The sequence below is a fragment of the Runella salmonicolor genome (assembly GCF_024158025.1).
Classification (GTDB): Bacteria; Bacteroidota; Bacteroidia; order Cytophagales; family Spirosomataceae; genus Runella; species Runella salmonicolor.
Window position 1 is genome coordinate 146,952 of sequence record NZ_JAMZEL010000012.1, and the last position, 24,291, is coordinate 171,242.

Annotated in this window: 22 protein-coding genes; 20 read left to right on the plus strand and 2 right to left on the minus strand. The window is 45.2% G+C overall.

The window, feature by feature from the left end; genetic code table 11:
- The 10 genes from NCI00_RS23220 (at window position 1) to NCI00_RS23265 (ending at window position 10,947) form a co-directional block, all read left to right on the plus strand.
- Entirely contained in the window at window positions 1–828 is an 828-nt protein-coding gene (locus NCI00_RS23220) for a CheR family methyltransferase (protein ID WP_253531764.1), read from the plus strand.
- A 15-nt stretch (window positions 829–843) separates the two neighbouring features.
- On the plus strand, window positions 844–1,419 hold the full coding sequence (locus NCI00_RS23225; RefSeq protein WP_253531766.1) for a chemotaxis protein CheB: 576 nt from the start codon (window positions 844–846) through the stop codon (window positions 1,417–1,419).
- A 12-nt stretch (window positions 1,420–1,431) separates the two neighbouring features.
- Window positions 1,432–2,535, plus strand: coding sequence for a sensor histidine kinase (locus NCI00_RS23230; protein ID WP_253531768.1), 1,104 nt, complete (start codon window positions 1,432–1,434; stop codon window positions 2,533–2,535).
- A gap of 809 nt (window positions 2,536–3,344) precedes the next feature.
- Window positions 3,345–3,725 (plus strand): response regulator, encoded by a 381-nt coding sequence (locus tag NCI00_RS23235; RefSeq protein WP_253531770.1) that lies wholly within the window; start codon window positions 3,345–3,347, stop codon window positions 3,723–3,725.
- Between the two features lie 70 nt (window positions 3,726–3,795).
- Complete coding sequence (locus NCI00_RS29460) at window positions 3,796–4,950, plus strand: sugar transferase (protein ID WP_289623398.1); 1,155 nt, start codon at window positions 3,796–3,798, stop codon at window positions 4,948–4,950.
- Window positions 4,947–5,891, plus strand: a complete 945-nt coding sequence (locus NCI00_RS23245) for a glycosyltransferase family 2 protein (RefSeq protein WP_253531772.1) — start codon at window positions 4,947–4,949, stop codon at window positions 5,889–5,891. Before NCI00_RS29460 ends, NCI00_RS23245 begins: the two co-directional genes overlap by 4 nt.
- Window positions 5,892–5,905: 14 nt before the next feature.
- Complete coding sequence (locus NCI00_RS23250; RefSeq protein WP_253531774.1) at window positions 5,906–7,117, plus strand: glycosyltransferase family 2 protein; 1,212 nt, start codon at window positions 5,906–5,908, stop codon at window positions 7,115–7,117.
- A gap of 19 nt (window positions 7,118–7,136) precedes the next feature.
- Window positions 7,137–8,597 carry an O-antigen ligase family protein gene (locus tag NCI00_RS23255; RefSeq protein WP_253531781.1) on the plus strand — a complete coding sequence of 487 codons (1,461 nt, stop codon included), beginning with the start codon at window positions 7,137–7,139 and terminating at the stop codon, window positions 8,595–8,597.
- A gap of 35 nt (window positions 8,598–8,632) precedes the next feature.
- Window positions 8,633–9,205 carry a gluconate 2-dehydrogenase subunit 3 family protein gene (locus NCI00_RS23260; protein ID WP_253531783.1) on the plus strand — a complete coding sequence of 191 codons (573 nt, stop codon included), beginning with the start codon at window positions 8,633–8,635 and terminating at the stop codon, window positions 9,203–9,205.
- 32 nt (window positions 9,206–9,237) lie between these two features.
- The gene (locus NCI00_RS23265; protein ID WP_253531785.1) at window positions 9,238–10,947 is read left to right on the plus strand and encodes a GMC oxidoreductase; all 1,710 of its coding nucleotides are present in this window, start codon (window positions 9,238–9,240) and stop codon (window positions 10,945–10,947) included.
- Between the two features lie 28 nt (window positions 10,948–10,975).
- Here the strand turns inward: NCI00_RS23265 and NCI00_RS23270 are convergent, their stop codons facing one another.
- Window positions 10,976–11,608: an acyltransferase gene (locus NCI00_RS23270; RefSeq protein WP_253531787.1), complete on the minus strand. Its 633-nt coding sequence runs from the start codon at window positions 11,606–11,608 to the stop codon at window positions 10,976–10,978.
- On the minus strand, window positions 11,605–12,831 hold the full coding sequence (locus NCI00_RS23275; protein ID WP_253531793.1) for a glycosyltransferase: 1,227 nt from the start codon (window positions 12,829–12,831) through the stop codon (window positions 11,605–11,607). Before NCI00_RS23275 ends, NCI00_RS23270 begins: the two co-directional genes overlap by 4 nt.
- A 608-nt stretch (window positions 12,832–13,439) precedes the next feature.
- Between NCI00_RS23275 and NCI00_RS23280 the strand changes: the two genes are divergently transcribed.
- The 10 genes from NCI00_RS23280 to rsmH all read left to right on the plus strand — a co-directional run bounded on the left by NCI00_RS23280 (window position 13,440) and on the right by rsmH (window position 24,289).
- Complete coding sequence (locus tag NCI00_RS23280; RefSeq protein ID WP_253531795.1) at window positions 13,440–14,132, plus strand: TolC family protein; 693 nt, start codon at window positions 13,440–13,442, stop codon at window positions 14,130–14,132.
- A gap of 9 nt (window positions 14,133–14,141) precedes the next feature.
- Complete coding sequence (locus NCI00_RS23285) at window positions 14,142–16,349, plus strand: GumC family protein (protein ID WP_253531796.1); 2,208 nt, start codon at window positions 14,142–14,144, stop codon at window positions 16,347–16,349.
- Between the two features lie 27 nt (window positions 16,350–16,376).
- Window positions 16,377–17,813: an MOP flippase family protein gene (locus tag NCI00_RS23290; protein WP_253531797.1), complete on the plus strand. Its 1,437-nt coding sequence runs from the start codon at window positions 16,377–16,379 to the stop codon at window positions 17,811–17,813.
- A 9-nt stretch (window positions 17,814–17,822) separates the two neighbouring features.
- Complete coding sequence (locus NCI00_RS23295) at window positions 17,823–18,923, plus strand: acyltransferase family protein (protein WP_253531798.1); 1,101 nt, start codon at window positions 17,823–17,825, stop codon at window positions 18,921–18,923.
- Window positions 18,924–18,969: 46 nt separating this feature from the next.
- Window positions 18,970–19,875, plus strand: a complete 906-nt coding sequence (locus NCI00_RS23300) for a glycosyltransferase family 2 protein (RefSeq protein WP_253531799.1) — start codon at window positions 18,970–18,972, stop codon at window positions 19,873–19,875.
- Between the two features lie 15 nt (window positions 19,876–19,890).
- Window positions 19,891–20,892 (plus strand): T9SS type B sorting domain-containing protein, encoded by a 1,002-nt coding sequence (locus NCI00_RS23305; RefSeq protein ID WP_253531800.1) that lies wholly within the window; start codon window positions 19,891–19,893, stop codon window positions 20,890–20,892.
- A gap of 34 nt (window positions 20,893–20,926) precedes the next feature.
- Window positions 20,927–21,718, plus strand: a complete 792-nt coding sequence (locus tag NCI00_RS23310; RefSeq protein WP_253531801.1) for a glycosyltransferase — start codon at window positions 20,927–20,929, stop codon at window positions 21,716–21,718.
- An 84-nt stretch (window positions 21,719–21,802) separates the two neighbouring features.
- Window positions 21,803–22,588: a glycosyltransferase gene (locus NCI00_RS23315; RefSeq protein ID WP_253531803.1), complete on the plus strand. Its 786-nt coding sequence runs from the start codon at window positions 21,803–21,805 to the stop codon at window positions 22,586–22,588.
- Between the two features lie 173 nt (window positions 22,589–22,761).
- The gene (locus NCI00_RS29415; RefSeq protein WP_310586788.1) at window positions 22,762–22,896 is read left to right on the plus strand and encodes a helix-turn-helix domain-containing protein; all 135 of its coding nucleotides are present in this window, start codon (window positions 22,762–22,764) and stop codon (window positions 22,894–22,896) included.
- A gap of 490 nt (window positions 22,897–23,386) precedes the next feature.
- A complete protein-coding gene (gene rsmH / locus NCI00_RS23325) occupies window positions 23,387–24,289 on the plus strand; it encodes a 16S rRNA (cytosine(1402)-N(4))-methyltransferase RsmH (RefSeq protein WP_253531805.1) in 903 nt (300 codons plus the stop codon).
- Window positions 24,290–24,291: the final 2 nt, after the last annotated feature.

Here is a 24,291-nt window from a genome sequence, read left to right on the forward strand (position 1 = left end):
ATGGATTCTCAAACACAACTGACTGCTGAAGAGTTAAACGAGATTATTCAACTCATTTATACCCAACATGGGTATGATTTCAGTGACTATGCCCGGTCGTCGCTGTTGAGAAGAGTGGCTCGGTGCATGGCGATAGCGGAGTTCAAAACCAGTTATGAGTTGAAATATCATTTGATCAACGATAAATCCTTTTTTGCGTGGTTTCTAGAAACCCTGACAGTCAACGTGACGGAGATGTTTAGAGACCCTATTTTTTACAAAGAGCTTCGGGAAAAAGTAATTCCGACGCTGGCTTCTTATCCGATTATTAAAGTGTGGCACGCAGGCTGCGCCACGGGCGAAGAAGTCTATTCAATGGCAATTCTGCTGCAAGAAGCGGGCTTGCTAAGCCGGACCAAAATGTACGCGACCGACCTCAATCCCGTCAATTTGGAAAGGGCACGTCAGGGAATTATTCCTTTAAAACAGATCAAAGAGTACACCACAAATTACATTAAATCGGGCGGAAAAAATGATTTTTCGGCCTACTATACTGCGCAATACGACAATGCGATTATCCACAAAGAATACCGCGAGGAGGTCGTTTTTGCGCGACATAATCTGGCCGTGGACCAGGTATTCAACGAATTTCAGTTGATATGCTGCCGCAACGTTATGATCTATTTTAATCAGGAATTACAAAACCGGGCGGTCCATTTATTTCACGATAGCCTATCGCCCTTGGGGTATCTAGCCATTGGCATCAAAGAGTCGTTACTTTTTACGGATATAAAAGAGCAATTTGAAGCAATTAGCCCATTGGCCCGTATTTACCGACGAAAAAAATAAAAACCAAGAGAGGCGATGACAAAAAACAACGTCGATATAGTTGTAATTGGCGGCTCCGCAGGCAGTATTCCGGTGATTTGTGAGCTGATTGAAGCGCTGCTATCACCGTTTGATTTTGCCGTTGTCATCGTTATTCACCGTTCCAAAAACGTAATAAGTGAGATGGAACAGATTTTGGCGGTAAAACGAAAAGAAATAATGGTAAAAGAGCCCGATGATAAAGAACCCATCCAAAAAAATTGTGTTTATTTGGCTCCACAAAACTATCATTTGTTGATTGAAGAAACCCATTCTTTTTGTTTAGATTATTCTGAGCTGGTCTCCTATAGCCGTCCCTCAATAGACGTGACATTTGAAAGTATTGCGGAAATATATACTCAAAAGGCAGTGGCAATTCTTTTGAGCGGCGCAAACGGTGATGGCTCACACGGAATGGCAGAGATAATAGCAAGAGGAGGTACTGGCATTGTGCAGGAGCCTTCAACGGCTGAGTATCCCGTCATGCCTCAATTGGCCCTTGATGCCAATGCCGGGGCGAAAGCTTGGACGCCAGCCCAAATTTCTACATATATACATACATTGAACGTATAATTAATCTCAACGATGTTAAACCCTAATCGCGATTTTACAATTCTTTTGGTTGACGACCGTGAAGAAAATTTATTGGCCCTTGAAGAAATGTTGGCCGATGAAAACAGGGTTTTTATCAAAGCTACTTCTGGCAATCAAGCCCTGCGCCACGCCCTCCGCAACGACAACATCGGCCTGATCATGTTGGATGTCCAAATGCCAGAAATGGACGGTTTTGAAGTGGCAAGGTTGTTGAAAACCAACCAAAAAACCAAGCACATTTCCATTGTATTTGTGACTGCTATCAACAAAGAAGAGCACTATATGCTCAAAGGGTTTGATGAGGGCGCGGTGGATTATCTGCAAAAACCCTTGGATATCAACGTCACCAAAGCGAAAGTAAAGGTTTTTCAGCACCTGTATCAATACCAACAAGAACTTAAGTATACCGCCATTGAGCTTCGGCGAATCAATCAGCAGCTAGAAAAGTTTGCTTATATCATCGCCCATGACATGAAATCACCTCTCACTGGCATTATTGGCGCTTTGTCATTGTTGGAGATGGACGAGGACGGCGAATTGAGTGCCGAAGAATGCAAAGAATATATATCCCACTCCAAAGAAGCGGCACTGTATTTAGCAAATATGATTAATGCCCTGCTGGACTACTCTCGAAAAAGCCTGGCCGACCAAACCGTGGAGGAGGTAAATGTACAGGATATGGTGCAGGAGATTGTGCATAATTTGTTTTTGCCGCCGCATGTTACGTTTAAAATCACGACCCCTTTGCCGATTTTATGGACTAAAAAACTGAAGCTACAACAGGTGTTCCAAAATTTAATCAGTAATGCCGCAAAATACAATCACAAACCGGACGCGACTATTGAGTTGGGATGTCAAGAAAAAGGGGATTTATACGAGTTTTATGTGCGAGACAATGGCCCTGGGATTCCGTTTCAGGACCATGAAAATATATTTAAATTTTTCAGAACTTCAATCAACATGGCTACCTCAGAGAGCAGTACGGGGGTAGGGCTTTCAATCCTGAAATTACTGGTGGAAGAGCAGGGTGGTAAAATCTGGGTAGACTCGGACCCAAGCCTCGGAAGTGTTTTTTATTTTGAATGGAAAAAGTAATTCTATCTAAACAGTGCCGAAATGCACTTTTGCTAATATCCCAAAAATACAATTTTTTTCATCCTCTTCTAGGTCTTGCCAGCGCGGTACATACAGCAACCGTTCATACCCAATGGAAGATTAATATAACAAAAAGAATTAATCATTGAGGAATCATTTGATTTCATCTAAATTAGGTATATTTGTTATACCTATGAGACCATAAATAACATACCAAAACGTAACCGTTTATCAAATTATTGAACTTGCAACAGTATCATGGGAAAGTTGCAAATCCAACTCAGTGTTGTTTGTTGAAAAAGTGATAAAATTTAGTGAAAAATTAAAAACGCCCTGCTTGTTATCGGTTGTTAACTGAGTGTATGTTGTCTAATACACGCGCAAACTTTGTGGTTAACCCGTCAATAATCGTCATGAAAAAGGTGGTTTATTTTATAAATCTTCGATAAACCATTTGAAATACGAGTCGTAATGCGAGTAAAATGCTAATTAGTATTTACTAAACAATAAACTAAAAAGCATATAAAATATGGTGCATATAGAGTGAGTTTGGTAAACTAAAAAAGTAATGATGACTAATCAGTATAAATTCGCCTTGTAATTTTGAACAGAATAATTTATACCTGAAAGGCCTAAAAAATTCCCTAAAATCTAATTCGTTCTAATTTGGCTTTTGAATTTAATATCCTAAAACAACATAATGCACAGAGTGACAGAGGACGCTTTTTTGAGTACATAATCTGCATCGGTGTTTATCCAAATTATTTCAACGTTAATGAAACAAATTCTCATAAAATAATTCAGTACTCATGACTAATCGTTACAATGTTCTTATTGTAGAAGATGATGCGTTTATTCGTAAAGTTCTTCGTCAATCCTTAAAAAATGATTTTGAAGTTACCACCCATGTCAATGGCATAGAAGCCATGACCTGGTTGGAACAGGGGAATCCTGTGGATGTCATTTTGACTGATTTACAGATGCCATATTTGAATGGCCAGGATTTGATCAAGACGATACGAGCCAGTCCGATGTTTAAAAATCTGCCGATTATTATACTTTCTACGTACGACGATAGCAACACCCGTATAGCCTGTTTGGAATTGGGGGCTGATGATTACATGACCAAACCTTTCAATCCTTTGGAGGTAAAAGCAAAGGTTTTGGCCGTCATGCGGAGATCAAAGTAGTCTTTCTGACCGCTACTGTTTCCGAAAAGTCACTTTATTTCAGTTATTCTATCCCTTGATAAAAAGTCAAATGGAGCCAGAACAAAAGGGTTCGTTTCGAGCACTGTACATTGAAGATGACCCGCAACGGGTGTCACTGCTGATTAATGACTTCGGGGCATTAATCGATATTATACCAGAGCCAGATTACGTAGACGCGCTGGAATTCCTAGAGATGGGAAATCCCGTCGATTTGGTCATTTGTAATGACTCGGAAGGCTACCTTGATTTCTTGAAATCACTGCGAAAAACGGCTTATTTTCAATCATTACCCGTTATCTTGTTTAGAGAAAATGGGGAACTAGCTCCCCAAATAGCACAAGGGCAAGTGATTGATGTGTTTGAGCTGCCGTACCCGCTGGAAGCCCTCAAAATCAGGCTCAATTACCTCATCCAGAAAAAACAATACCAAGAATCCACCCGAACCCCCTACAAACCGAAGCGCATCAGAAGTCCTTTTGGAAAAAGGGTGTTTGATATTGTGGTTTCGGCAACGGCCCTACTGATGATTTCGCCTTTGTTGGCGGTGGTGGCCGTGTTGATAAAATTGGATTCCAAAGGGCCGATTTTTTATCGTTCCAAAAGGGTCGGAATGGGCTACCGGATTTTTGATATGTATAAGTTCAGGACGATGCGCACTGATGCCGACAAGATGTTGGCCAATATGGCCTCCCTCAACATGTACAATGTAGCACCTGCGGCTGCCGTGAGCAATTTATGCGAGGAATGCCAGGCGGCGGGTACCGAATGTCAACAAATTTTATTTTTAGACAACGAACAAATCTGCGAGAAACTCTACCACCAGAAGCAAAAATCAAAGGCTACCTTTTCCAAGTTTAAAGAAGACCCGCGCGTCACTAAGCTGGGGAAATTTCTGCGTAACTCCAGCATTGATGAGCTTCCTCAGTTATTTAATATTTTGTTGGGAGATATGTCGTTTGTGGGCAACCGTCCATTACCTCCGTATGAAGCCGAAAAACTCACCGCAACGGGTTATGCTCGGCGGTTTGCCGCCCCAGCGGGCCTGACGGGCCTTTGGCAAGTGACAAAACGCGGAAAATCAAAGGTGTCAGACCTAGAACGCATTCAATTGGATGTGCTTTACGCCAAGAAATATTCGTTCAAAACCGATTTAATTATCATGATTAAAACAGTGAAGGCGGTTTTTCAAAAGGAGAATGTATGAGTACTCAGCCACTTGTATCGTTTATTACCATCAACTACAATCAGGCGCAAGTCACCTGCGACATGCTGGAGTCGACGCGTACCCTGACGTACCCCAATGTCGAAATAATTGTGGTTGACAACGGCTCCGCCGAAGACCCCACGCCACTGATTGAGAAAGGCAATTATCCCAACGTCAAAGTAATCCTGACCCATGCCAATTTGGGTTTTTCGGGTGGCAACAACGCTGGAATCAAACAGGCCAAAGGAGATTACTTTTTTTTATTGAACAACGATACCATCGTCACCCCCACGCTGGTAGAAGACCTGTTGGCCCCTTTTGCCACGGATGCATCCATCGGGATGGTTTGCCCCAAAATTCGTTATCACGACCACCCCACCATTCTTCAATACGCGGGTTATCGCCCTTTAGACCGCCTTACGGGCCGCACGTGGGCCATTGGGTTGCAGGAAGAAGACAAAGGACAACACGATGTGTCGGGCGCAACGTATTTTGCGCACGGTGCCGCAATGATGGTGCGGCGGAAGGTCATTGAGAAGGCGGGCTCGCTGGAAGATAGTTATTTTTTATACTACGAAGAACTCGACTGGTCGGCGCGAATTCGGCGGGCGGGTTTTAAGATTTATTACGAGGCCAAGGCCCTCATTTACCACCGCGAATCCATGAGCGTGGGCAAAGCCAATCCGCTCAAAGAGTATTATCATACCCGCAACCGCCTGCTTTTTATGCGCCGAAACGTGACGGGCATGACCTTGGTTACTTTCTGTTTGTACTACTTTCTGTTGGCCCTGCCCAAAGCCGCGCTGGTTCATTTGGTGCGCGGACAAACAAAGTATCTGAAAGCCATCAAGGATGCCATCGTCTGGAACCTGACCCATAAGGTCAACCAAAACGGCGACATTATTCCGTCGGTGGCGTTGGATAAACCTTACAAAATATAACTCCTTCGGAAAAAATGGCAGAAATTTTACTCCTCGTTTGTATCGGTCTTGTGGTATACACCTATCTCGGATACGGATTGGTGGTGTGGTTGCTCATTCGTATCCGAGGAAAACGCCCTTCGGCCAAAACCGATGAATCCTATTCTCCTGAGGTAACCTTGGTGGTTCCTGCTTACAACGAACTTTCGTGTTTACCAGCCAAAATCACCAACTCGTTGGGGCAGGATTATCCGCGTTCTAAAATCCGATTTTTATTTGTCACCGAAGGCTCTACCGATGGCTCCACGGAGTGGATTAAAGCGCATTACGGACAAGAAGTAGACGTACTGGGCGGCACCGAGCGCCGGGGTAAAGTGGCAGCCATGAATGAAGCCCTGAAATACGTAAAAACCCCGATTGTCGTTTTTACGGATGCCAACACACAACTGAACAAAGAAGCCATCAAAAACATTGTTCGGCATTTTCAGGACCCGATAGTGGGCGCGGTAGCGGGAGAAAAACGAATTCTGACCAACGACGATGAGTCGGCGGCGGGGTCGGGAGAAGGCTTGTATTGGAAATATGAATCACAACTCAAACGCTGGGATTCGGAATTGCATACCATTGTGGGGGCAGCGGGGGAGCTGTTTGCGGTACGAACGGAGCTGTACGAGCATGTTGAACCCGATACCATTTTGGATGATTTTATTATTTCGCTCCGTATTGCGGGCAAAGGTTACAAAGTGGCCTACGAACCTGAGGCCTATGCGTTGGAGCACCCCTCGTTTTCGATTTTGGATGAACAAAAACGCAAAATCCGTATTGCGGCAGGCGGTTTTCAATCCATTGTACGCCTGAGTTATTTACTCAATCCCTTCAAATACGGCATTTTGTGCTTTGAATACGTTTCTCACCGCGTGTTTAGATGGGCCGTGGCCCCGATTTGTTTGCCTCTGATATTTCTGCTCAATGCGTGGTTGGCTTACTCGGCTTTGCAAGCGCCGTCGCCGATGGGCACTGCTTGGATTACGCTATTTGTGCTGCAATGTCTTTTCTACGGGGCGGCGTGGGTAGGTTATCAATTGGAGCAACGCCGTTTGCGCTGGAAATTACTCTTTGTCCCCTTTTATTTTACGTTTATGAACGTGTGCGCTTTGGCGGGATTGGTACGATACTTGCGTGGTAAACAATCAGGCACGTGGGAAAAAGTTCGCCGGGCCGATGGTGTGTTGCTGAAAGTGGAATAAGTAAAAAAGTGCGTCTTGAATGGTATCTTTACTCAACAACGAACAGTCAAAATTTTGGCTCTACGGCATGGCAGGCATGGTATGCACGCTTACGTGCGGCTATTTGATTGCGGCGTTGGGTATTGCGGGGGCGGGCGTGGCGGTTGTGCTACCCATTGCCTGTTTTGTATTGATTGGGGTTTTTGCTGAGCCGCGTATTGGCCTGTTGTTATACCTTCAACTCAATTTTTTGATTGGCCTCGCGGCGCGGTTTCTGACGGTAGACCTGCCCTTTGGTATCTTTATTGATGCCTCGCTGATTCTGACCATGTTAAGTTTGTTGGTCAATGCCAAGCGCTACGACTGGGGGCGGTTGCACCATCCCGTTTTTTACCTCGTGGCGTTGTGGGTTTTCTTTACGATACTTGAATTCTTCAATCCAGAAGCTCCTTACAAACCCGCGTGGCTGTATAATTTTCGGAAATTTTCGCTCTACTGGATTTTGGCTACCTGCATTGTGTTGGTGGTTCCGTTTAGAAAATCTGATATAAAAATCCTGATTCGTACGTGGTTGTTTTGGTCTTTTTTGGGCGCACTTTGGGGGTTCAAACAACAATACATTGGGCTTACGGCCAATGAACAAAATTGGCTCAATATGGGGGCTGATAAAACCCACGTGTTGTTTGGGGTTTTACGGATTTTTTCTTTTTACACCGATGCCTCACAGTTTGGGGCCGAAATGGCCGCTACCACCTTGGTCTGTGTCATTTGGTTTTTTGAAGAAAAAAAATGGATGTACAAGATAGGCTATCTTGCGTTGGCGCTGGTGTATTTTTGGGGATATGCCCTTTCAGGCACCCGTAGTGCGTTGTTTGTGTTGGTGGGGGGCTACGCGTTTTACCTACTTTTACGGAAAGACATTCAGAAGATGATGATTGGTGCCGCCGTAGCGATACCAATTTTTATCATCCTCATGTACACCAACATCGGTAGTGGCAACTATCAGGTACAGCGGATGCGTACTGCGTTGCGCCCCATGGAAGATCCTTCTTTCTTATTACGCCTTCAAAACAAAGAAAAACTGGCCCGTCTGATGGAAAATTATCCCTTTGGAGCGGGGCTGGGAACTTCTGAAGCGGTAGGACAACGTTTTTCACCAAATCACTGGGCTTCTCAGGTGGCGCCCGATAGCTGGTACGTGATTCTTTGGATTGAAACGGGAACTGTAGGAATGACGCTCTATGTCATTATTTTGGTAAGCATCATCGCCTTTGCCACCTGGAAGGTTTGGCAAATCAAAGACCCTTGGCTGTTCAAAATTATGGTCACGATGCTGGCGGAGTTGGGGGGCATTGCCGTAATGGCCTATTCAAATCCCGTTATGGGGCAGTTTCCGACAAACGGGGTTATTTTTATCTCTATGGCTATGCTCGCGACCTGTAATCGGTGGGATACGCCTGCTGAGGTAGCTGCACCCAAAAAGGAATTGGTAAATGCTTAATAATCAATTGATTTGTTGATACCTTTTTTTGACTTATGAAACGTCGTCGTGCGCTTTGGGGAATTGCTTTGCTGGGAGGAAGTTTGGCTTCCTTCGGAATCTTCAAATGGATAAGCTGGCATAAAACTCCCGATTTGCCGTTTCTTTTGAGTCAAAAACAATTGCTGGCCGCGCTGAGCGAAACCATTATTCCTGCCACCGATACCCCCGGGGCAATTGAAGCGGGAGTGGCTGATTTTATCCTTAAAATGGTCGCTGAAAATATGGATACCGTTGCCCAGAATCGGTTCATCGACGGCCTTAAATCGGTGGAGTCGTTTTCCAAAGATACCTTTGCAAAATCTTACCTTGAATGTAACGAAGAACAAAAAAATGCGGTCATGCGGCATTTTGAGGAAGAAAGCAAGCCACTCGAAGGCATCGCGGGGAAGGTACAGCGCAAAGTATTCGGAAACCCTTTCTTTCCGATTTTGAAAGAATATACCTGTATTGGGTATTGTACCTCAATGCTGGGTGTTACCCAAGGCCTTGCGTATACGCTCGTTCCGGGCCGTTTTGCAGGGTGTGTTCCGATGACGGAAAACCAAAAATCGTGGGCCACAAAATAAATTATAGCTGATTTCTAACACCAACTCAACGCATGTACCCCACTAATCCCACCCTTAAAAACAAACAGTCATCCACCTTCGACGCTATCGTGGTAGGGTCGGGCATAAGTGGAGGATGGGCCGCTAAGGAGCTATGTGAGAAGGGGTTGAAGACATTGGTGTTGGAACGAGGGCGGAATGTAGAACACGTAACCGACTACCCGACCGCGCTCAAAAGCCCGTGGGAGTTTCCGAATCGGTTGAACAACGTCATCAAAGACCAAGTCGATAATCCCGTTCAGAGCGTTTTGTACAACGAAGGGAGTAAACATTTTTTTGTCAATGACAAAGAGCATCCTTACATTCAGGAAAAACCTTTTTCGTGGATTCGAGGGTATCAGGTAGGAGGGCGCTCACTGACGTGGGGGCGGCAATGCTACCGACTCAGCGACTTGGATTTTGAGGCCAATGCCAAAGAAGGTGTAGCCGTCGATTGGCCCATTCGTTATAAAGATTTGGCACCTTGGTACGACTATGTTGAGCGATTTGTGGGCATCAGTGGCCGGGCCGAAGGGCTGTCTCATTTGCCCGACGGGCAATTTCTGCCCCCGATGGAATTCAATTGCGTGGAAACGCACTTTGCCAATCAGGTAAAGAAAAATTATAAAGACCGTTTGGTCACCATTGCCCGAACCGCCAACCTCACCAAAGGATGGAACGGACGCGGGCCGTGTCAGTACCGCAATCTTTGCGACCGAGGCTGCCCCTTTAGTGGGTATTTTAGCAGCAATTCCGCCACCCTACCCGTGGCTATGGCCACTGGAAATCTAACCTTACAACCCGATTCCATCGTCATTGAGGTGTTGTTTGACGAACAAAAAAATCGGGCGACGGGTGTACGTGTCATGGATGCGCACACCAAAGAGGTAAGGGAGTACTACGCCAAAATCATTTTTTTGAATGCCTCCACCATTGCCACCAGTGCGCTTTTGTTGAATTCGGTCTCACATCGTTTTCCTGATGGTTTAGGAAATTCGAGCGGGCAGGTGGGCCGCAATCTCATGGACCATTTCATGATGGGTGGAGCCATGGGCGAGTACGAAGGGTTCAAGGATAAATATTACGAAGGTAGGCGTCCCGTCGGGATTTATGTGCCCCGTTTTCGAAACCTAAACGCCCAAACCAAACAGAAGGATTATCTGCGGGGGTTTGGTTATCAAGGAGATGGTGAGCGTGCCGAATGGAGCGACCAGTATAAACGGGTGGAAGGTTTTGGCAAAGATTTTAAAACGGCACTGACCCAACCGGGGCCTTGGACGATGTTTATCGGGGCTTGGGGCGAAACGCTTCCTTACGCGGAAAACCGTATCTGGCTAGACAAAGAGCAAAAAGACCAATGGGGATTGCCGCTGGTTCGGGTGTTTTTTGAATACCATGAAAACGAAATCAACATGCGCAAAGACATCAAAGAAAGCGCCGAAGAAATGCTCCAAAAATCAGGTTTTAAGAAAGTCCAACAGTTTTATTACGACCTGCCTCCTGGCTCGGCAGTACACGAAATGGGCACCGCCCGGATGGGCCGAGACCCCAAAACTTCCGTCTTGAATGGCTATAACCAAATGCACGACGTCAAAAATGTGTTTATCACGGATGGAAGCTGTATGACTTCTTCGGCCTGCCAAAACCCATCCCTGACCTACATGGCACTGACGGCCCGGGCCTGTGATTATGCGGTTTCGGAACTTAAAAAATTGAATTTGTAAATTGATTGGTCAGCTTACAAAAGCAATCCTAAAGGGCAGCAGCAATGCTTGGCTTTTGCCAAAGCCCGCTTGCCGCATCATATTGTTTGAGAACACGGGCGGGGTTTCCTCCCACCACCGAATACGGCGGAACATCCTTCGTGACCACACTTCCACCCGCCACAACGGAGTGTTTGCCGATAGTCACCCCCGCCGTAATAACGGCATTGGCACCAATCCAGCACTCTTCTTCAATGACAATCGGACGGGTCGTAACGGGTTGACGGTGAATGGGTAATGTGACATCTTCGTAAACATGGTTCAGTCCCGACATTACTACGTGCTGCGCAATAATGACGTCGGAGCCAATCGTGACGGGGCCAATCACCACCGAACCGATTCCGACCGTGCAATGCTCGCCGATGGTCACATCTCCTACGCCGTTGTTGACCACGCTAAAAGACTCAATCGTACTGTGTGCTCCCAACGTGAAAGCATTGAACGGCAGTACATCCATTCGTACGTTGGCACGAATGGCCGCCGACCGGTGCTTTTTATGAATAAACGGATTGACAAACCAGCTCACCCACAGGCGTGGCCGCGCCTGACCCGTAGGAATGAGCATCCAATGGACCAATCGTTTGATGGACGGACGGCTGTCCAGATAAGTTTTTATACTCATTTTTTTGGTAATGCTTTCGAAAAAAAACGTGTTTCAATGGCATTCATTAAATCTCCCACCGAATTTTCCCATGAGTGTTCGTGGGCAAAGGCAATGCGGGCTTCTGGCGTAGAAAGTTGTTTGCCTTGAAGCACATCTTCAATTTGCGCGATGAATTGGTCGCTGTTTTCGGCCAAATTTACGTGGTCTTTAAACAAATCCATGGTCTCGGTTTTGACCGCAACGATGGGTTTGCCCATGGCAAGGTATTCGTCAATTTTGCGGGGATAATTCCCAATCGTTACCTCATTCAGTTTTTGAGGATTAATCAGCACGTCCATTCCTTCTAGGTACGCAGGGATTTGTTGAGGGGTTTTGGAGCCCAAAAAATGGACGTTGGGAAGTGCCTTTAGGCGTTCAACGGGAAAAGAATCGTCGGTTGAGCCAATCAAAACGACTTGCCAATCGGGGCGTTGGGCTGCAACGGTTTCAATAAGTTCGCCATCGAGGCGCAGGCCCGTCAGGGCACCCGCGTAGCCCACCCGAGGGTGCGGAATTGCCTCCAAATCGGCGGGAATCTTGTCTATTTTACTAGAATCAAAAAGTTTTAAATCACAGCCTTGACCCACATACACCGATTGCGGATTGTATCGAGCCGCTTGATTGGCCAAATAAATAGAGTTGCTGGCTATCATATCTACTTTTTCCATCAGCAAAGGCTCCAGACGCAGGCCGTGCTTGCGCCAAAAATCAACGGCCAGAAAATTATCCCGTAAATAATACACCGCTACCTTAGGTTGCAGGAGTTCTTTCATAAAAAAGCCCTGCAACATATCGTTGTCGTTGATTAAAATAAATGAATCCCAGCCCAGTTTTTTGACGGCGGTGGTGATTTCATGCGCTATTTTTTTTGTATTATAACGATTGAGCCAATCGTACAACGCACCGTCGGGCATCCAATTGATGGAGGCCATGACCGATTCTGGGCTTAAAACCCATAAATTAGCCCCGTCCTGAATCAGGCGTTGGCCTTGATGCTTTGCCAAAAACTCACTTCGTAGTTGGGCACGGCCTGATTTTTGCGACATGACGGTCGACCAGTCCAGTGGGTCATTTATAAATAAAACCTGATGAGATTGGGATAAGACCCGGGCCATATCCCGAATATTACTGCCCAAATGCGTCTCTTCCCAAATTTGCCGGGAAGTAATAACAATATTAAACTTTTTGGAGGATATGCCCATCTTATTGGCGATAGAGTTAGGGATATTTTATTAGGTTGCTTTTTATGGATATTTTATCTTGTCTACAAAATGCTGTAGAACAAAATACTTCGGGCAAGAAATGGTGATTATTGATACTTTGGCATGGTTTTTAGGGATATAAAGAAGGGCATTTTCAGGTTTGGAGTTGTTCGTTCTCAAAACGTATTTTGCAAGCGCGAAAAAAGTCATAACGTTAATAAATCAAAGATAATAAACGATTTATCTCTTTTAAGAAAACAGACAAGAGTGTGCTGAGGGTTTGATTTGATAAATATATTATAGTTAATTTTGGTAAGCAAGGACTGTTTTATTTTTTACCCTTGGCATGAAGCCTGCTGCTTATTTAGGGTGTATCTTTGGGGTCGAATAGTATTAAAACTTAATCGACCAAAATTGGTTTGTTAGGTATTAAAAAGACAGTCTTTTAGGTATATATATATTAATTGATTAAATGGATGATTATGTACTTTTACAAGTGGTCTTCTTTTTTTTACCACCATTATTGTCTGTTATTGATTAGTGGGGTATGTCTGTGTGGGCCATTATTTGGACAAAATTCATCTTTTCAAAAAGCGCCCACTACCACCATGCGTGCCTCTACATTGGGGACGGCAGACTCGCTGTATGTTGATTTTAATAATGATATAGCCATGCAGTTGTTACCCTTTAATGACTTGTTTGAGTTGGCACTGGCGCATTCTCCATTGCTCAATTTTGAGAAAGAAGTGGCCAATGCTCAGCAGGCGTCGTATAAACTTTCAAAGTTGCAAATCTTGCAATCTGTGACAGCGGGCGGAAGCTATTCGGCGGGTAATCAGGCCATTATATCGACGGGGTCGGGGTCTACGGGAGATGCCATCGGGCAAATTGCAAACGGATACCGGGTAGGGTTAAATCTGCAGCTTAGTCTGTATGAAATCATAGGCAGAAAACACATGCTTACGCAGGCCAAAGCCAACTACCAATCTATGCTCAGCCGTAAAGAAATTCAGGAATTGCAGCTAAAAAGGGAGTTGATTGATTTGTTTCAGGATTTGGTGACGGCGCAGAAAGTGCTTCAACTCAGACTGAAAGACCAGCAAATGGCGACCGTTGCGTACCAAATCGCAGAGGTGGAATTCAAACAGCGGAAATTGGATGTGAATGCATTCTCGAATGCGAGCAAAAGCTATTTTGGCGTTCTTTCTTCCATTGAGGAAGCGAGAGGGTCTTTTTTGAAGTATTTGTATAATCTTGAGGCGCTGGTGGGAGTTCCGATTCAGCGCCTAAAACGTAAATAAACTTGACGGATGACAGTTAATCATTTTATACGTCTTCTGAAAGAAAATACACTGTGGATTATTCTGTTTCCGCTGCTGACGGCGGGGGCTGTTTATTATTTTACCCGTAACGAACAAAAAGAATACACCGCCAAAGCAACCGTTTATACGGGGCTTGCCTCGGGGTATTCTATTCAATCTGTCAACAAATCAGGGACTCCCGATTACACAACCATCAGCAATGCTTTTGATAATTTGCTGACGACGTTGAACTCAAACGAGACCATGCGTCAGATTGGCCTGCGCTTACTGGCGCAGCACCTTATGTTACCCAAATCCGATAGCCTCATTTTAGCACAACCTGGATTTTCTGAACTACAAGATGCAATTCCCTCAAGTTTTCGGCTTGATTTATTGGCCAATTTAGACTCCACAGGGCTGTATCCCAAGCTAGAGGCACTGGCCAATTCAGATAAAGACAATCCAATTAAGAGCCTCTTAAACGACCCTTATTCGTACTATTCTACCGAAGGAATTGCCAAAAAACTGAAGGCAAACCGAAAGAACAGCAGCGATATGATTGAGCTAGAATACGAGTCGGACGACCGGGGCGTGACCCAGCAAACCCTCGCTCATGCCGTTCGGGTGCTGAATGCACGCTACGTTTCTTTAAAAAGTATCGACGCAAATCCAGTTATTGATTATTACAAAGGCAAATCGCAGGAAGCACGGGATAAGCTGGAAGAGATAGAATCCAAACTACGGGAATTTAATATTAAACACGAACTGGTAAACTTTGCCGAAGAATCCAAAAATGCGGTTTTTTCCCGGGATGGTTTTGCCAAAGAATATACCACAGAATTGATGCGCAACCGTGCCGTAAAAGCTGGCATGGATGCCCTCCAAAAACGAATGGGCCAACGGGGCAATCTGCTGTCAATCAATGATGATTTGATTCAAAAGCAGACTGAACTGCTGTTTGCCGAAACTGAGGTCGTAAGTGCGCAGTCGAGCGGGCAGAGCAACGGCCAAGTCAGTAGTTTGCAGGCAAAAGCAGACCGGATAAAGGAAGAAATGAAGGAGATTTCGCGGAGGTATTATGCCGCCGGCAATTCTCCCGAATCCTTACCCCAAGATAAATTGGTGGAAGATTGGTTAGCAAAAGTGATTGAGTTTGAAGAGTCAAATGCCCGCCTTGATGTGTACAAAAAACGCCTTGGGGAATTTCAGGCTAAAATGACTGAATATAGCCCGCTCGGAACGGACCTTCACCAACTGCAACGCGAACTCGACGTGGCCGAAAAGGAATATCTGGCTTTGACAGCCAGCCTAAACCAAGCACAAATCTATCGTCAGGATGTGTTGGAGGATGATATACTGAAGATACTTGACCCGCCTAGTTATCCGTTAAAGCCCAAACCGAGTAAGCGCCTGTTGCTGATTGTGGTGGGTTTTGGGGTTGGTTTTTTTATTGCGCTATTGATGACGGTCATTCGTTTTCTGCTCGACCGCCGGCTTGATTCTCCCGAAAATGCCGAAGCAAAAATTGGCAAACCCGTGACCATTGCTTTTCCAAAAGTAAAGAAATTGACCCTTGGCTCGAAGGAGAGCCGAGCAGCAATGAGTACGTTTGAGCAGTTGACCAATGCCATCAACATTGAGATTTTACAGTCGGCTTCTCAGGTCCCGATTCCGTTGATTACGCTGGTGAGTATGCGTTCTAAACAGGGTAAAACTTGGGTAGCCCACGGACTGGCGCGCTTGTATGCCGAGACGGGGCAGCAAATAGCCTATTTTTACCCAAAAATTACTAAAAATGAACTTCCGTTTGAACAAAATGGAGTCCATTTTTTCCCCTATTCCATTCGTCCAGATTTTATGAATGTGTCTGATTTGACGGGGCTGTTGGAGGAAGATAAACCCTTTGCGACTTCGCCTTTTCATAAAATCATCTTGGAACTGCCGCCGCTGGTGAGTAGTCCTTTGCCGCTGTATTTATTTAACAAATGCCACGTTTCGCTTTTGGTTGTGGATGCTAACAGCGTGTGGGGACGTAAAGAGAAACAGTTGATGGATTTATACAATAAAATTTCCACCAAGAACCCCATAATTATTTTAAATCGTGTTGAAAAGGAGTATATTGATGCCCCAACGGTGAAAGAAGCAGAGCAAATTTTGGTACCGTCTGAGGTGTTGCTCAAACACCAGCGGAAACTGCCGTCGGCCTCCCAAACCTAACCGATTTAAAGCCCGTTTGCCAACGTTATGAGTAACACTAAAAAAGCGATTGATGGAGGGAAATGGATTACTATTTCTACCGTCATATCCACTGTATTTCAGTTTGTTCAAGTCACAATTCTCGCCCGATTATTGGACCCCGCCGTTTTTGGGGTCGTAAGTGTAAGTACCTTAATCATTAATTTCTTCTACATTTTCAGTAATCTCGGTTTTTCAAACTCTATCATTTATAAACAGGAAAATGACCAAAAAGCGTTGTCTACGCTGTATTTCCTGAGTCTCCTGATGGGTTTTTTTATTTTCCTTATCGTCTTTTTTAGCTCACCACTTATCATTGCGTATTACCATGAGCCGAGGCTTGATAAGGTCATTAAATTGGCATCGCTGTATTTTGTGATTATTTATTTTGGCCAAATTTACCTCTTTCTGCTCCAGAAAGAACTGCGCTTTAAGTCGATTGCTCTGATGGAAATTGCGGGTGCGGTGGTGGGGGCTGCTACTTCTATCTCTTTGGCTTACAGTGGCTTTGAAGAGTTGTCGTTGATTTATGGACAATTGGCCATGCACATTGTTCGTACAGGATTGCAAATTGTTTTTGGGCTAAAGTTCTTTTTCCCGTCGTTGTATTTCAACTTGGGAATGATCAAGGAGCATATTCGTTTTGGAATGTATAATGTCGGCGATGGACTGCTGGGGTTTATCCAAGGAAACGCCGATACGATTGTGGTGGGTGGTGTGTTGGGGGTTAAATCGTTGGGTTTTTATACGGTGGCGGCCCAATTGGCGGTGTTTCCGATTACCAAGCTCAACCCGATTATATTGCAGGTGGCGTACCCTTTATTAGCCAAAATGAAAGACAAAGATTCGGAACTACGCAAGTCATATATCAAAATTTTGGATCTGATTAGTTACCTCAATTTGCCTTTGTTGGCGGGGTTGTTTATTACGGCCAACAGCGTTATTCCGCTGCTGTACGGCACAGGCTGGGAGCCGACCATTCCGTTGATTAAGATTTTTGTTTTCCAGAGTTTTTTCAGTTCGTTGGCGCACCCCTTGTATACCATTGCCTTTACCAAAGGCAAGCCAAATTTGCTTTTTTATCTTAATTTAGTCACGCTTATCATTAAGATTCCGTTGCTCTATTTCTTTGGAAAATACTGGGAAGTCACGGGCATTGCCTTTGCGTTTTTGACAGCTACGTTCATCTATTTGGTACTGAATTTCGTGATTGCCCACTCATTAATCGGGCATTTTTTGAAAGAGTTTTTGACCAATCTCAGCAAACCACTGCTTTTTTGCCTGATGATGGTCGGCGGGGTGTTTTTGTATCAACAGTTTGTTGGCAGTGAGGGGCTGCTCCATACCCTTGTTCAGATTGCCATCGGTGGGGGCATTTTTGCGGTGCTGACGTTGAAGTTTAAACTTTCGTTGTCCGAAATTAAAAATTTCAGGAAGTCGATATAAGAAAATGTTATGAAACACCGGTTCAGAATATTGGACATTTTCAGGGGGATTTTTGCCTCAATGGTCGTGTTTTTTCACTTGGCCGATTTTGCCGATACTCCCTTGCTCAACAACGATTTCGTCAGAAACTCGGACATGTTTGTTGATTTTTTCTTCGTGCTCAGCGGGTTTGTGATTGCGTACAATTACCAAACCTTTGCCAAAACCGAAGAAATCGGCACGTTTTTGCAAAAACGACTGTACCGAATCTATCCTTTGCATTTGCTGATGTTGCTGGCTTTTTTGTTTATCGAATTGGTCAAAGGCTATCTTTCGTCGTACGTGCAGGTCAATCAGCCCGTGGGCGCAAACAACAATGTGTATTCATTTTTTACGTCTTTGTTTTTACTCAATTCGGTTAAAATACTCGGAATTAAGGACGTAAGCTGGAATATTCCGAGCTGGTCCATCAGCGCCGAAATGATTTCGTACGTGGTCTACGGAGCGGTTGTGCTGCTGCTGCACAAATGGGGGATTGTCCGCCAAAAATTCGTCGTGTTTTTGTTCATTGCCCTTGTGGCTTTTGCCTCAATGGTTTTGATTAATCAAAGCTTCCGGCTCAATTACAGTTTTGATTACGGTTTTTTACGAGGTATCATCGGCTTCTTTATTGGGGCATTTTGTTACGGTGTATTTGACCGATCTTATGGGTATTTCAAAAAACTGCCCAAGTTATTTTTCGATTTATCGGAAGTACTCGTTATGGGAGCAATCATCGGCATGATTTATTACGGAGCCTACTTCAAAGAAATGGGAGGGGTGTATGAAGTGCTGTTTTTTACGTCCATTCTGATTTTTTCTTTCGAACGCGGACTGGTATCCGATACGCTAAAAAAATCTGTGTTTTTGGATAAAGTAGGCTTGTACAGTTACTCGATTTATATGACTCATGCGCTGCTAATCAGTCTGTTTAATGTTCTTTTTATTCGGATTTTAAAATTCCCTCCCTCCGCTTACGTATATTTAGTATTTGTGAATTATTACCTGATTTACAAAGTGTCGGAGTGGACCTATACGCACATAGAGATGAGGTTTAAAGCGAGAAAAAAAACGGTTACATCGACTGTTTAATGGCGTATAATAATGTTTGTCCTGATTATCCCTAACCAACGTTGTCGTGAATAACTCTTTACTTCCCTCTTGGGTCTCCAAACATTTGTTTACGTATCCGCCCGGCGATACTACGGCGGAGCGCATCGCGGATATTCGGGCGAGGCTGAGTAAGTTTCGGGTAGAAAATCCTGAAATATCCATCGTGATTCCCGCCTATAACGAAGAAGCAAATATCCTGAATCTGCTGTCGTCATTGGGCGACCAACAAACAACGCGAAGCGTAGAACTGTTGGTCGTCAATAACAATTCGGCCGACCGTACGCAAGAGTTGTTGGACAAATGCGGCGTACGTTCAATCTTTGAAAAGCAACCGGGCGTGGCTTTTGCCCGTCAGTCGGGATTATTGGCGGCCAAGGGGCGAATCATCGCCAATGCCGACGCCGATTGCCTGTACCCGCCGGGTTGGGTGGAGGCCATTACGGCGCCACTTCAAAACCCCGCCATTGCGTGTTCCTACGGATTGTACTCGTTTTTGCCTAGCCCCCAGTCGTCGCGGTTGGCGTTGTCGCTGTATGAAAAAGCGGCACACCTGCTCAATCGGGTGCGCAATCGACACCGGTCGTATATGAATGTGTACGGTTTCAATTTTGCGTTTCGTCGGGCAGATGCGTTGGCGGTGGGCGGTTTTGAGACCGATTCGGGTCGGGAAGGTTCCGTGGCCGAACTGATTGCGGCGGGAGAAGCCCCCCCTCCGTCGGGCCGTTGTGAGGACGGATTGATGGCTTTGGCGCTTCAAAATCAGGGGAAAGGCACGACTTTCAGGGTCACTGACCCCAACGCCAAGGCATGGACCAGTGACCGACGATTGGTAGCGGATGGAAGTTTGATGAAAGCATTTTCCAAACGTTTTTGGGGTGGGCTTCAAGAAATTGGTCATTTTTTATCCCCCACGCCAAAATCCTCCTCTTGAAACATTAGACTGGGCATGATGATGAATTTCTACAAAACGAATCGCAATGAAAACCCAACTGTGCGCTCATTTTTGTTGCTTTTCGTGGGATGTTGGATGGCAGGGGTGTTTGGGAGAAATACATTTGCCCAGAATTGTGCCGATGGAAATACCATCAGTAATCAAACATTTGGGACGGGTCAGCGGGGAGCTTTGCCAAACGGCTACATCAACTATACTTACGTAACCGATGGCTGCCCCAACGACGGGAGCTACACGGTGGCGGGTACGGTGAGTGGGGCTTGTTTTACAAACAGTTGGCACGGGCTCAGTGAAGACCATACACCAGGAGATGTGGCGGGTAATATGTTGATTATCAATGCACCGTATCCGGGTGAAATATATCGGGAAACCATTGCTGGTTTATGTACCAAAGCGGCCTACGAATATTCGTTTTGGTTGGTCAATTTAAACCTCGAATTCCCGCCCGGAACCTGTGGTTTTGCCATACCCAACGACCCCGATATTACCATCCGTGTCGAAACGACCGACGGCCGATTGATTGATACTTTGAACACGGGGGTAATTTTACGAACCCCTACGCCCATTTGGCGAAAGTTTGCCTTGACTTTCAACTTTCCTACCACGTCGGAGGAGACGACGGACGTAGTGATTCGGCTGATTGACAACGGACAAGGAGGGTGTGGAAACGATTTTGCGCTGGACGATTTAGCCCTGAAAAGGTGTACCGATTGTGAAAGTCCGAGTGTATATGTTCCCGATATATTTACGCCTAATAACGACGGTCAAAATGATGTTTTGGACGTTTTTATGAGCAATGTAGCCGCGTTTGAATTTGTGGTCTATGACCGGTGGGGAAGTGCGATTTTTGTCAGCCGGGACCCGACGGTCAAGTGGGATGGGAAATTTAAAAACGTGGCGTGTCAGGAAGGGGTATATACATGGTCAATGAAGTATACATTTACGACCTCAACCCAGAAATACACCAAAAATGGTCAGGTGGTGTTGGCTCATTAATTGAAATTAACCTTTTGCCAATCTTTTTAAACTTATGGTAACCTCTGCCAATCATTTTGCGGGTGTCACGTTGCTCATCACTCATTACAATCGCAGCAGTTCGTTGGAGCGTTTGTTAAAATCATTTCAAAACTTGGGTTGCGTGTTTGACGACATCGTGGTATCTGACGATGCCAGTAAGCCCGAGCATTTTAAAGCGGTAGAGGCGATGAAAGAAAAATACGGATTTACGTTGGTTTCGACACCCCAAAACAAAGGGTTGGGTAACAACATCAACAAAGGACAAGCGGCGGTAAAATCGCCCTACACCCTGTACGTTCAGGAGGATTTTGTGCCAAAACCTGCATTTGTGACGCATTTCAAAGATGCGTTGGCGTTTATGGAGCTAGATAATGAGCTGGATATTGTTCGTTTTTACGCCTACTTTGCTTATCCGTACCTCAAACCCCACGCCAAAGGCTATTCGTTGATGGTGTTTAAACCGTGGATTTGGTACACTGACCACCTGAAATTTTACTACTACAGCGACCACCCACATTTGCGTCGAAGCACGTTTTTGGACAAGTTTGGCAAGTATGCTGAAGGCATTAAATCGGACCGAACCGAGTTTTTGATGTGTTTGTCGGTGCTAAAAAAGAAGGGTAAAGGTCTGTTTTTTAATGAATTTACCACGCTTTTTGACCAAAAAAACTCCAGCGATGAACCCAGTACCATTCAACGGAGCAGTTGGCGCGAGAGCACCAATCCTGCTTTTATGGCCTTGCGGTGGTTTTACCTAAAATTCCGATTGTTAAAAAACACAGTTGAACTTATTACTTTCAAATAAAAAGTACCGCATTGGTCGTCAGAGGCTTACTGAAAAAGTAGCCGAGAAGGCGGCGAATGTGTATTTTTCTAAAAGATAGACCCGATGGCTAAAGCGGAGAACCATTTTCCTGGCGTTACGTTGCTCATTACGCACTATAATCGCAGCAGTTCACTGGAACGGTTGCTGAAAGCATTTGATGCTATTTCCTGTTCATTTGAAGACATTGTGGTTTCAGATGACGCCAGCAAGCCCGAGCATCAAGAGGCCATGGCAGAGATGCGTAAACGTTTTCCGTTTCGACTCATCACGACGCCTAAAAACAAAGGGTTGGCCAATAACCTCAACAAAGGACAGGAGGCCGTCACAACGCCTTATACGCTCTATGTGCAGGAGGATTTTATTCCTAAACCCGCCTTTGTCCCCAAGTTAAAAGCGGCGGTTGGCTTTTTAAACGAGGATGCGTCTTTGGACATGGTGCGCTTCTATGCCTATTATGAATATGCTCATTTGGAGCCGTTTAAAGAAGGATTTTCGCGCATGGTCTACAAACCTTGGTCGGCCAAATACGATAAAATTTACTTCTATAGCGACCACCCGCACCTGCGGCGTAGCACATTTTTGAACAAATTTGGTCGTTATGTAGAAGGGATTAAGTCGGACAAAGCGGAGTATATGATGTGCCTCGCCTTCATTCAAAATAAAGGTACGGGTCTGTTTTACGATGATTTTAAGGGACTATTTGACCAAGTAAATTCGGACAATGAACCCAGCACGGTGCAGCGTAATAACTGGCGTCAACAAAGCAATAACCCAATCATACGCCTAGCGCGGACGCTGTATCGACAAATCAAATACAACTACGATTTACGCTTTACCCGCCCGCATTAGGTGTGGTAAGGCTTGAATGTATAGAGTAAAAGGTGGGATTGGTGGCGTAGAATTATGTTGTAATACAAATATCTGCTTACCTTTACTATGGAGATAAAGGTGCCTATAATCTGCTTGTATTATATCTAAACCGACATGAACACTACCGCAAAACCCCGCATCAGGGCTATAATTTGAAACGTATACGCGAAATGTTGGGCATCAAGCAGGATGCGCTGGCGCTATCGTTGGGCGTGAGCCAACAGGCCATTTCGCAGTTGGAGCAGAAAGAAATCATTGACGCCCATACGCTGGAAAAACTCGCTTAGAAGACTTTGTATCAACCGGCACTGCTGATGCATTCATTCTGAGGGGAGCGGCTGGGACGGGCAAAACATCATTGGTGAAGGCGGTGGTTGATTTTCTAAGATAAACAGGAGATTGGTTTTTGTCTTACTGCCCCTACTAGACGTGCGGCGAAGGTTTTGGGCTATAAAACGCAGGTTATGGCACACACTCTACACCATACATTCTGTTTAATTAGAACTGATGGTGGCTGAACCCCTACGATTCTTTTCCCAAAAAAAGAAAGTATGGAATTCGTGCCTGTTTTCGGCAAATTTCTATCTTTGCCTTACGAGAAATTACTGTCATTACCCCCTGTAACTATTTTTTACCAATTCGTTCGTCAGTTAATTTGACGAACTCTGCCCCGTATCTCATCAAGTTCGTTAATTTTGCGGTTGTTCACTGACTCGCGTTGGGGATAGGCCTGTGGTTTGGTTAAACGCAAGGCTTGCCCCTACTAAATATTAAAAAATGTATCATAATCCTGTATTACTGGCAGAGTGTCTGGAAGGTTTGGCGATTCGTCCCGATGGCGTTTATGTAGATGTTACGTTTGGCGGTGGAGGGCATTCTAAGGCCATTTTGGCACAGCTCGGCGAAAAAGGTCGTCTGTTTGCTTTTGACCAAGACCCCGACGCCCGGGCCAATGCCGAAGCGATTGATGATAAGCGTCTTACGTTTGTGGATGCTAATTTTCGTCTTCTTCAAAAATACCTGCGCTTGTACGGCGTTAAGCAAGTGGATGGAATTTTGGGAGACTTGGGGGTTTCGTCGCATCAGTTTGACACGCCCGAGCGCGGTTTTTCGACGCGCTTTGAGGCCAATTTAGACATGCGAATGAACCCGCGTGGCGGCGTCTCGGCCCGGGATATTGTCAATGGCTATTCGGCCGAAGAATTACACCGTATTTTTGGCATGTATGGTGAGTTACAAAATGCCAAAACGGCGGCGTTGGCGGTAGTGGCAGCCCGCGCCAACGGACCGCTCGAAACCGTGAATGATTTGAAGGCAAGCCTCCAACGCTGCGTGCCGAGAGGGAAAGAAAACAAATATTTTGCGCAAGTATTTCAGGCGTTGCGCATTGAAGTAAACGACGAAATGGGCGCTTTGCAGGATTTTTTGACGCAATCGGCAGAAGTGCTCAAGGTCAAAGGACGGTTGGTGGTGATGTCGTATCATTCGCTGGAAGACCGGTTGGTGAAAAATTTTATCGGCAAAGGCAAGTTTTACGGAGAAGTAGAAAAAGACTTGTTTGGCAACGACCTCAAACCCTTGCAGTCGGTCACGCGTAAACCCATCGAAGCATCAGCCGAAGAGATTGCCAAAAACTCCCGCGCACGCAGCGCAAAACTGCGTATTGCCGAAAAATTGTAAGT

Coding starts and splice junctions, on each gene's coding strand:
- NCI00_RS23220 (WP_253531764.1), top strand. CDS start 1: ATGGATTCTCAAACACAACTGACTGCTGAAGAGTTAAACGAGATTATT.
- NCI00_RS23225 (WP_253531766.1), top strand. CDS start 844: ATGACAAAAAACAACGTCGATATAGTTGTAATTGGCGGCTCCGCAGGC.
- NCI00_RS23230 (WP_253531768.1), top strand. CDS start 1,432: ATGTTAAACCCTAATCGCGATTTTACAATTCTTTTGGTTGACGACCGT.
- NCI00_RS23235 (WP_253531770.1), top strand. CDS start 3,345: ATGACTAATCGTTACAATGTTCTTATTGTAGAAGATGATGCGTTTATT.
- NCI00_RS29460 (WP_289623398.1), top strand. CDS start 3,796: ATGGAGCCAGAACAAAAGGGTTCGTTTCGAGCACTGTACATTGAAGAT.
- NCI00_RS23245 (WP_253531772.1), top strand. CDS start 4,947: ATGAGTACTCAGCCACTTGTATCGTTTATTACCATCAACTACAATCAG.
- NCI00_RS23250 (WP_253531774.1), top strand. CDS start 5,906: ATGGCAGAAATTTTACTCCTCGTTTGTATCGGTCTTGTGGTATACACC.
- NCI00_RS23255 (WP_253531781.1), top strand. CDS start 7,137: ATGGTATCTTTACTCAACAACGAACAGTCAAAATTTTGGCTCTACGGC.
- NCI00_RS23260 (WP_253531783.1), top strand. CDS start 8,633: ATGAAACGTCGTCGTGCGCTTTGGGGAATTGCTTTGCTGGGAGGAAGT.
- NCI00_RS23265 (WP_253531785.1), top strand. CDS start 9,238: ATGTACCCCACTAATCCCACCCTTAAAAACAAACAGTCATCCACCTTC.
- NCI00_RS23270 (WP_253531787.1), bottom strand. CDS start 11,608: ATGAGTATAAAAACTTATCTGGACAGCCGTCCGTCCATCAAACGATTG.
- NCI00_RS23275 (WP_253531793.1), bottom strand. CDS start 12,831: ATGGGCATATCCTCCAAAAAGTTTAATATTGTTATTACTTCCCGGCAA.
- NCI00_RS23280 (WP_253531795.1), top strand. CDS start 13,440: ATGCGTGCCTCTACATTGGGGACGGCAGACTCGCTGTATGTTGATTTT.
- NCI00_RS23285 (WP_253531796.1), top strand. CDS start 14,142: ATGACAGTTAATCATTTTATACGTCTTCTGAAAGAAAATACACTGTGG.
- NCI00_RS23290 (WP_253531797.1), top strand. CDS start 16,377: ATGAGTAACACTAAAAAAGCGATTGATGGAGGGAAATGGATTACTATT.
- NCI00_RS23295 (WP_253531798.1), top strand. CDS start 17,823: ATGAAACACCGGTTCAGAATATTGGACATTTTCAGGGGGATTTTTGCC.
- NCI00_RS23305 (WP_253531800.1), top strand. CDS start 19,891: ATGATGATGAATTTCTACAAAACGAATCGCAATGAAAACCCAACTGTG.
- NCI00_RS23310 (WP_253531801.1), top strand. CDS start 20,927: ATGGTAACCTCTGCCAATCATTTTGCGGGTGTCACGTTGCTCATCACT.
- NCI00_RS23315 (WP_253531803.1), top strand. CDS start 21,803: ATGGCTAAAGCGGAGAACCATTTTCCTGGCGTTACGTTGCTCATTACG.
- rsmH (WP_253531805.1), top strand. CDS start 23,387: ATGTATCATAATCCTGTATTACTGGCAGAGTGTCTGGAAGGTTTGGCG.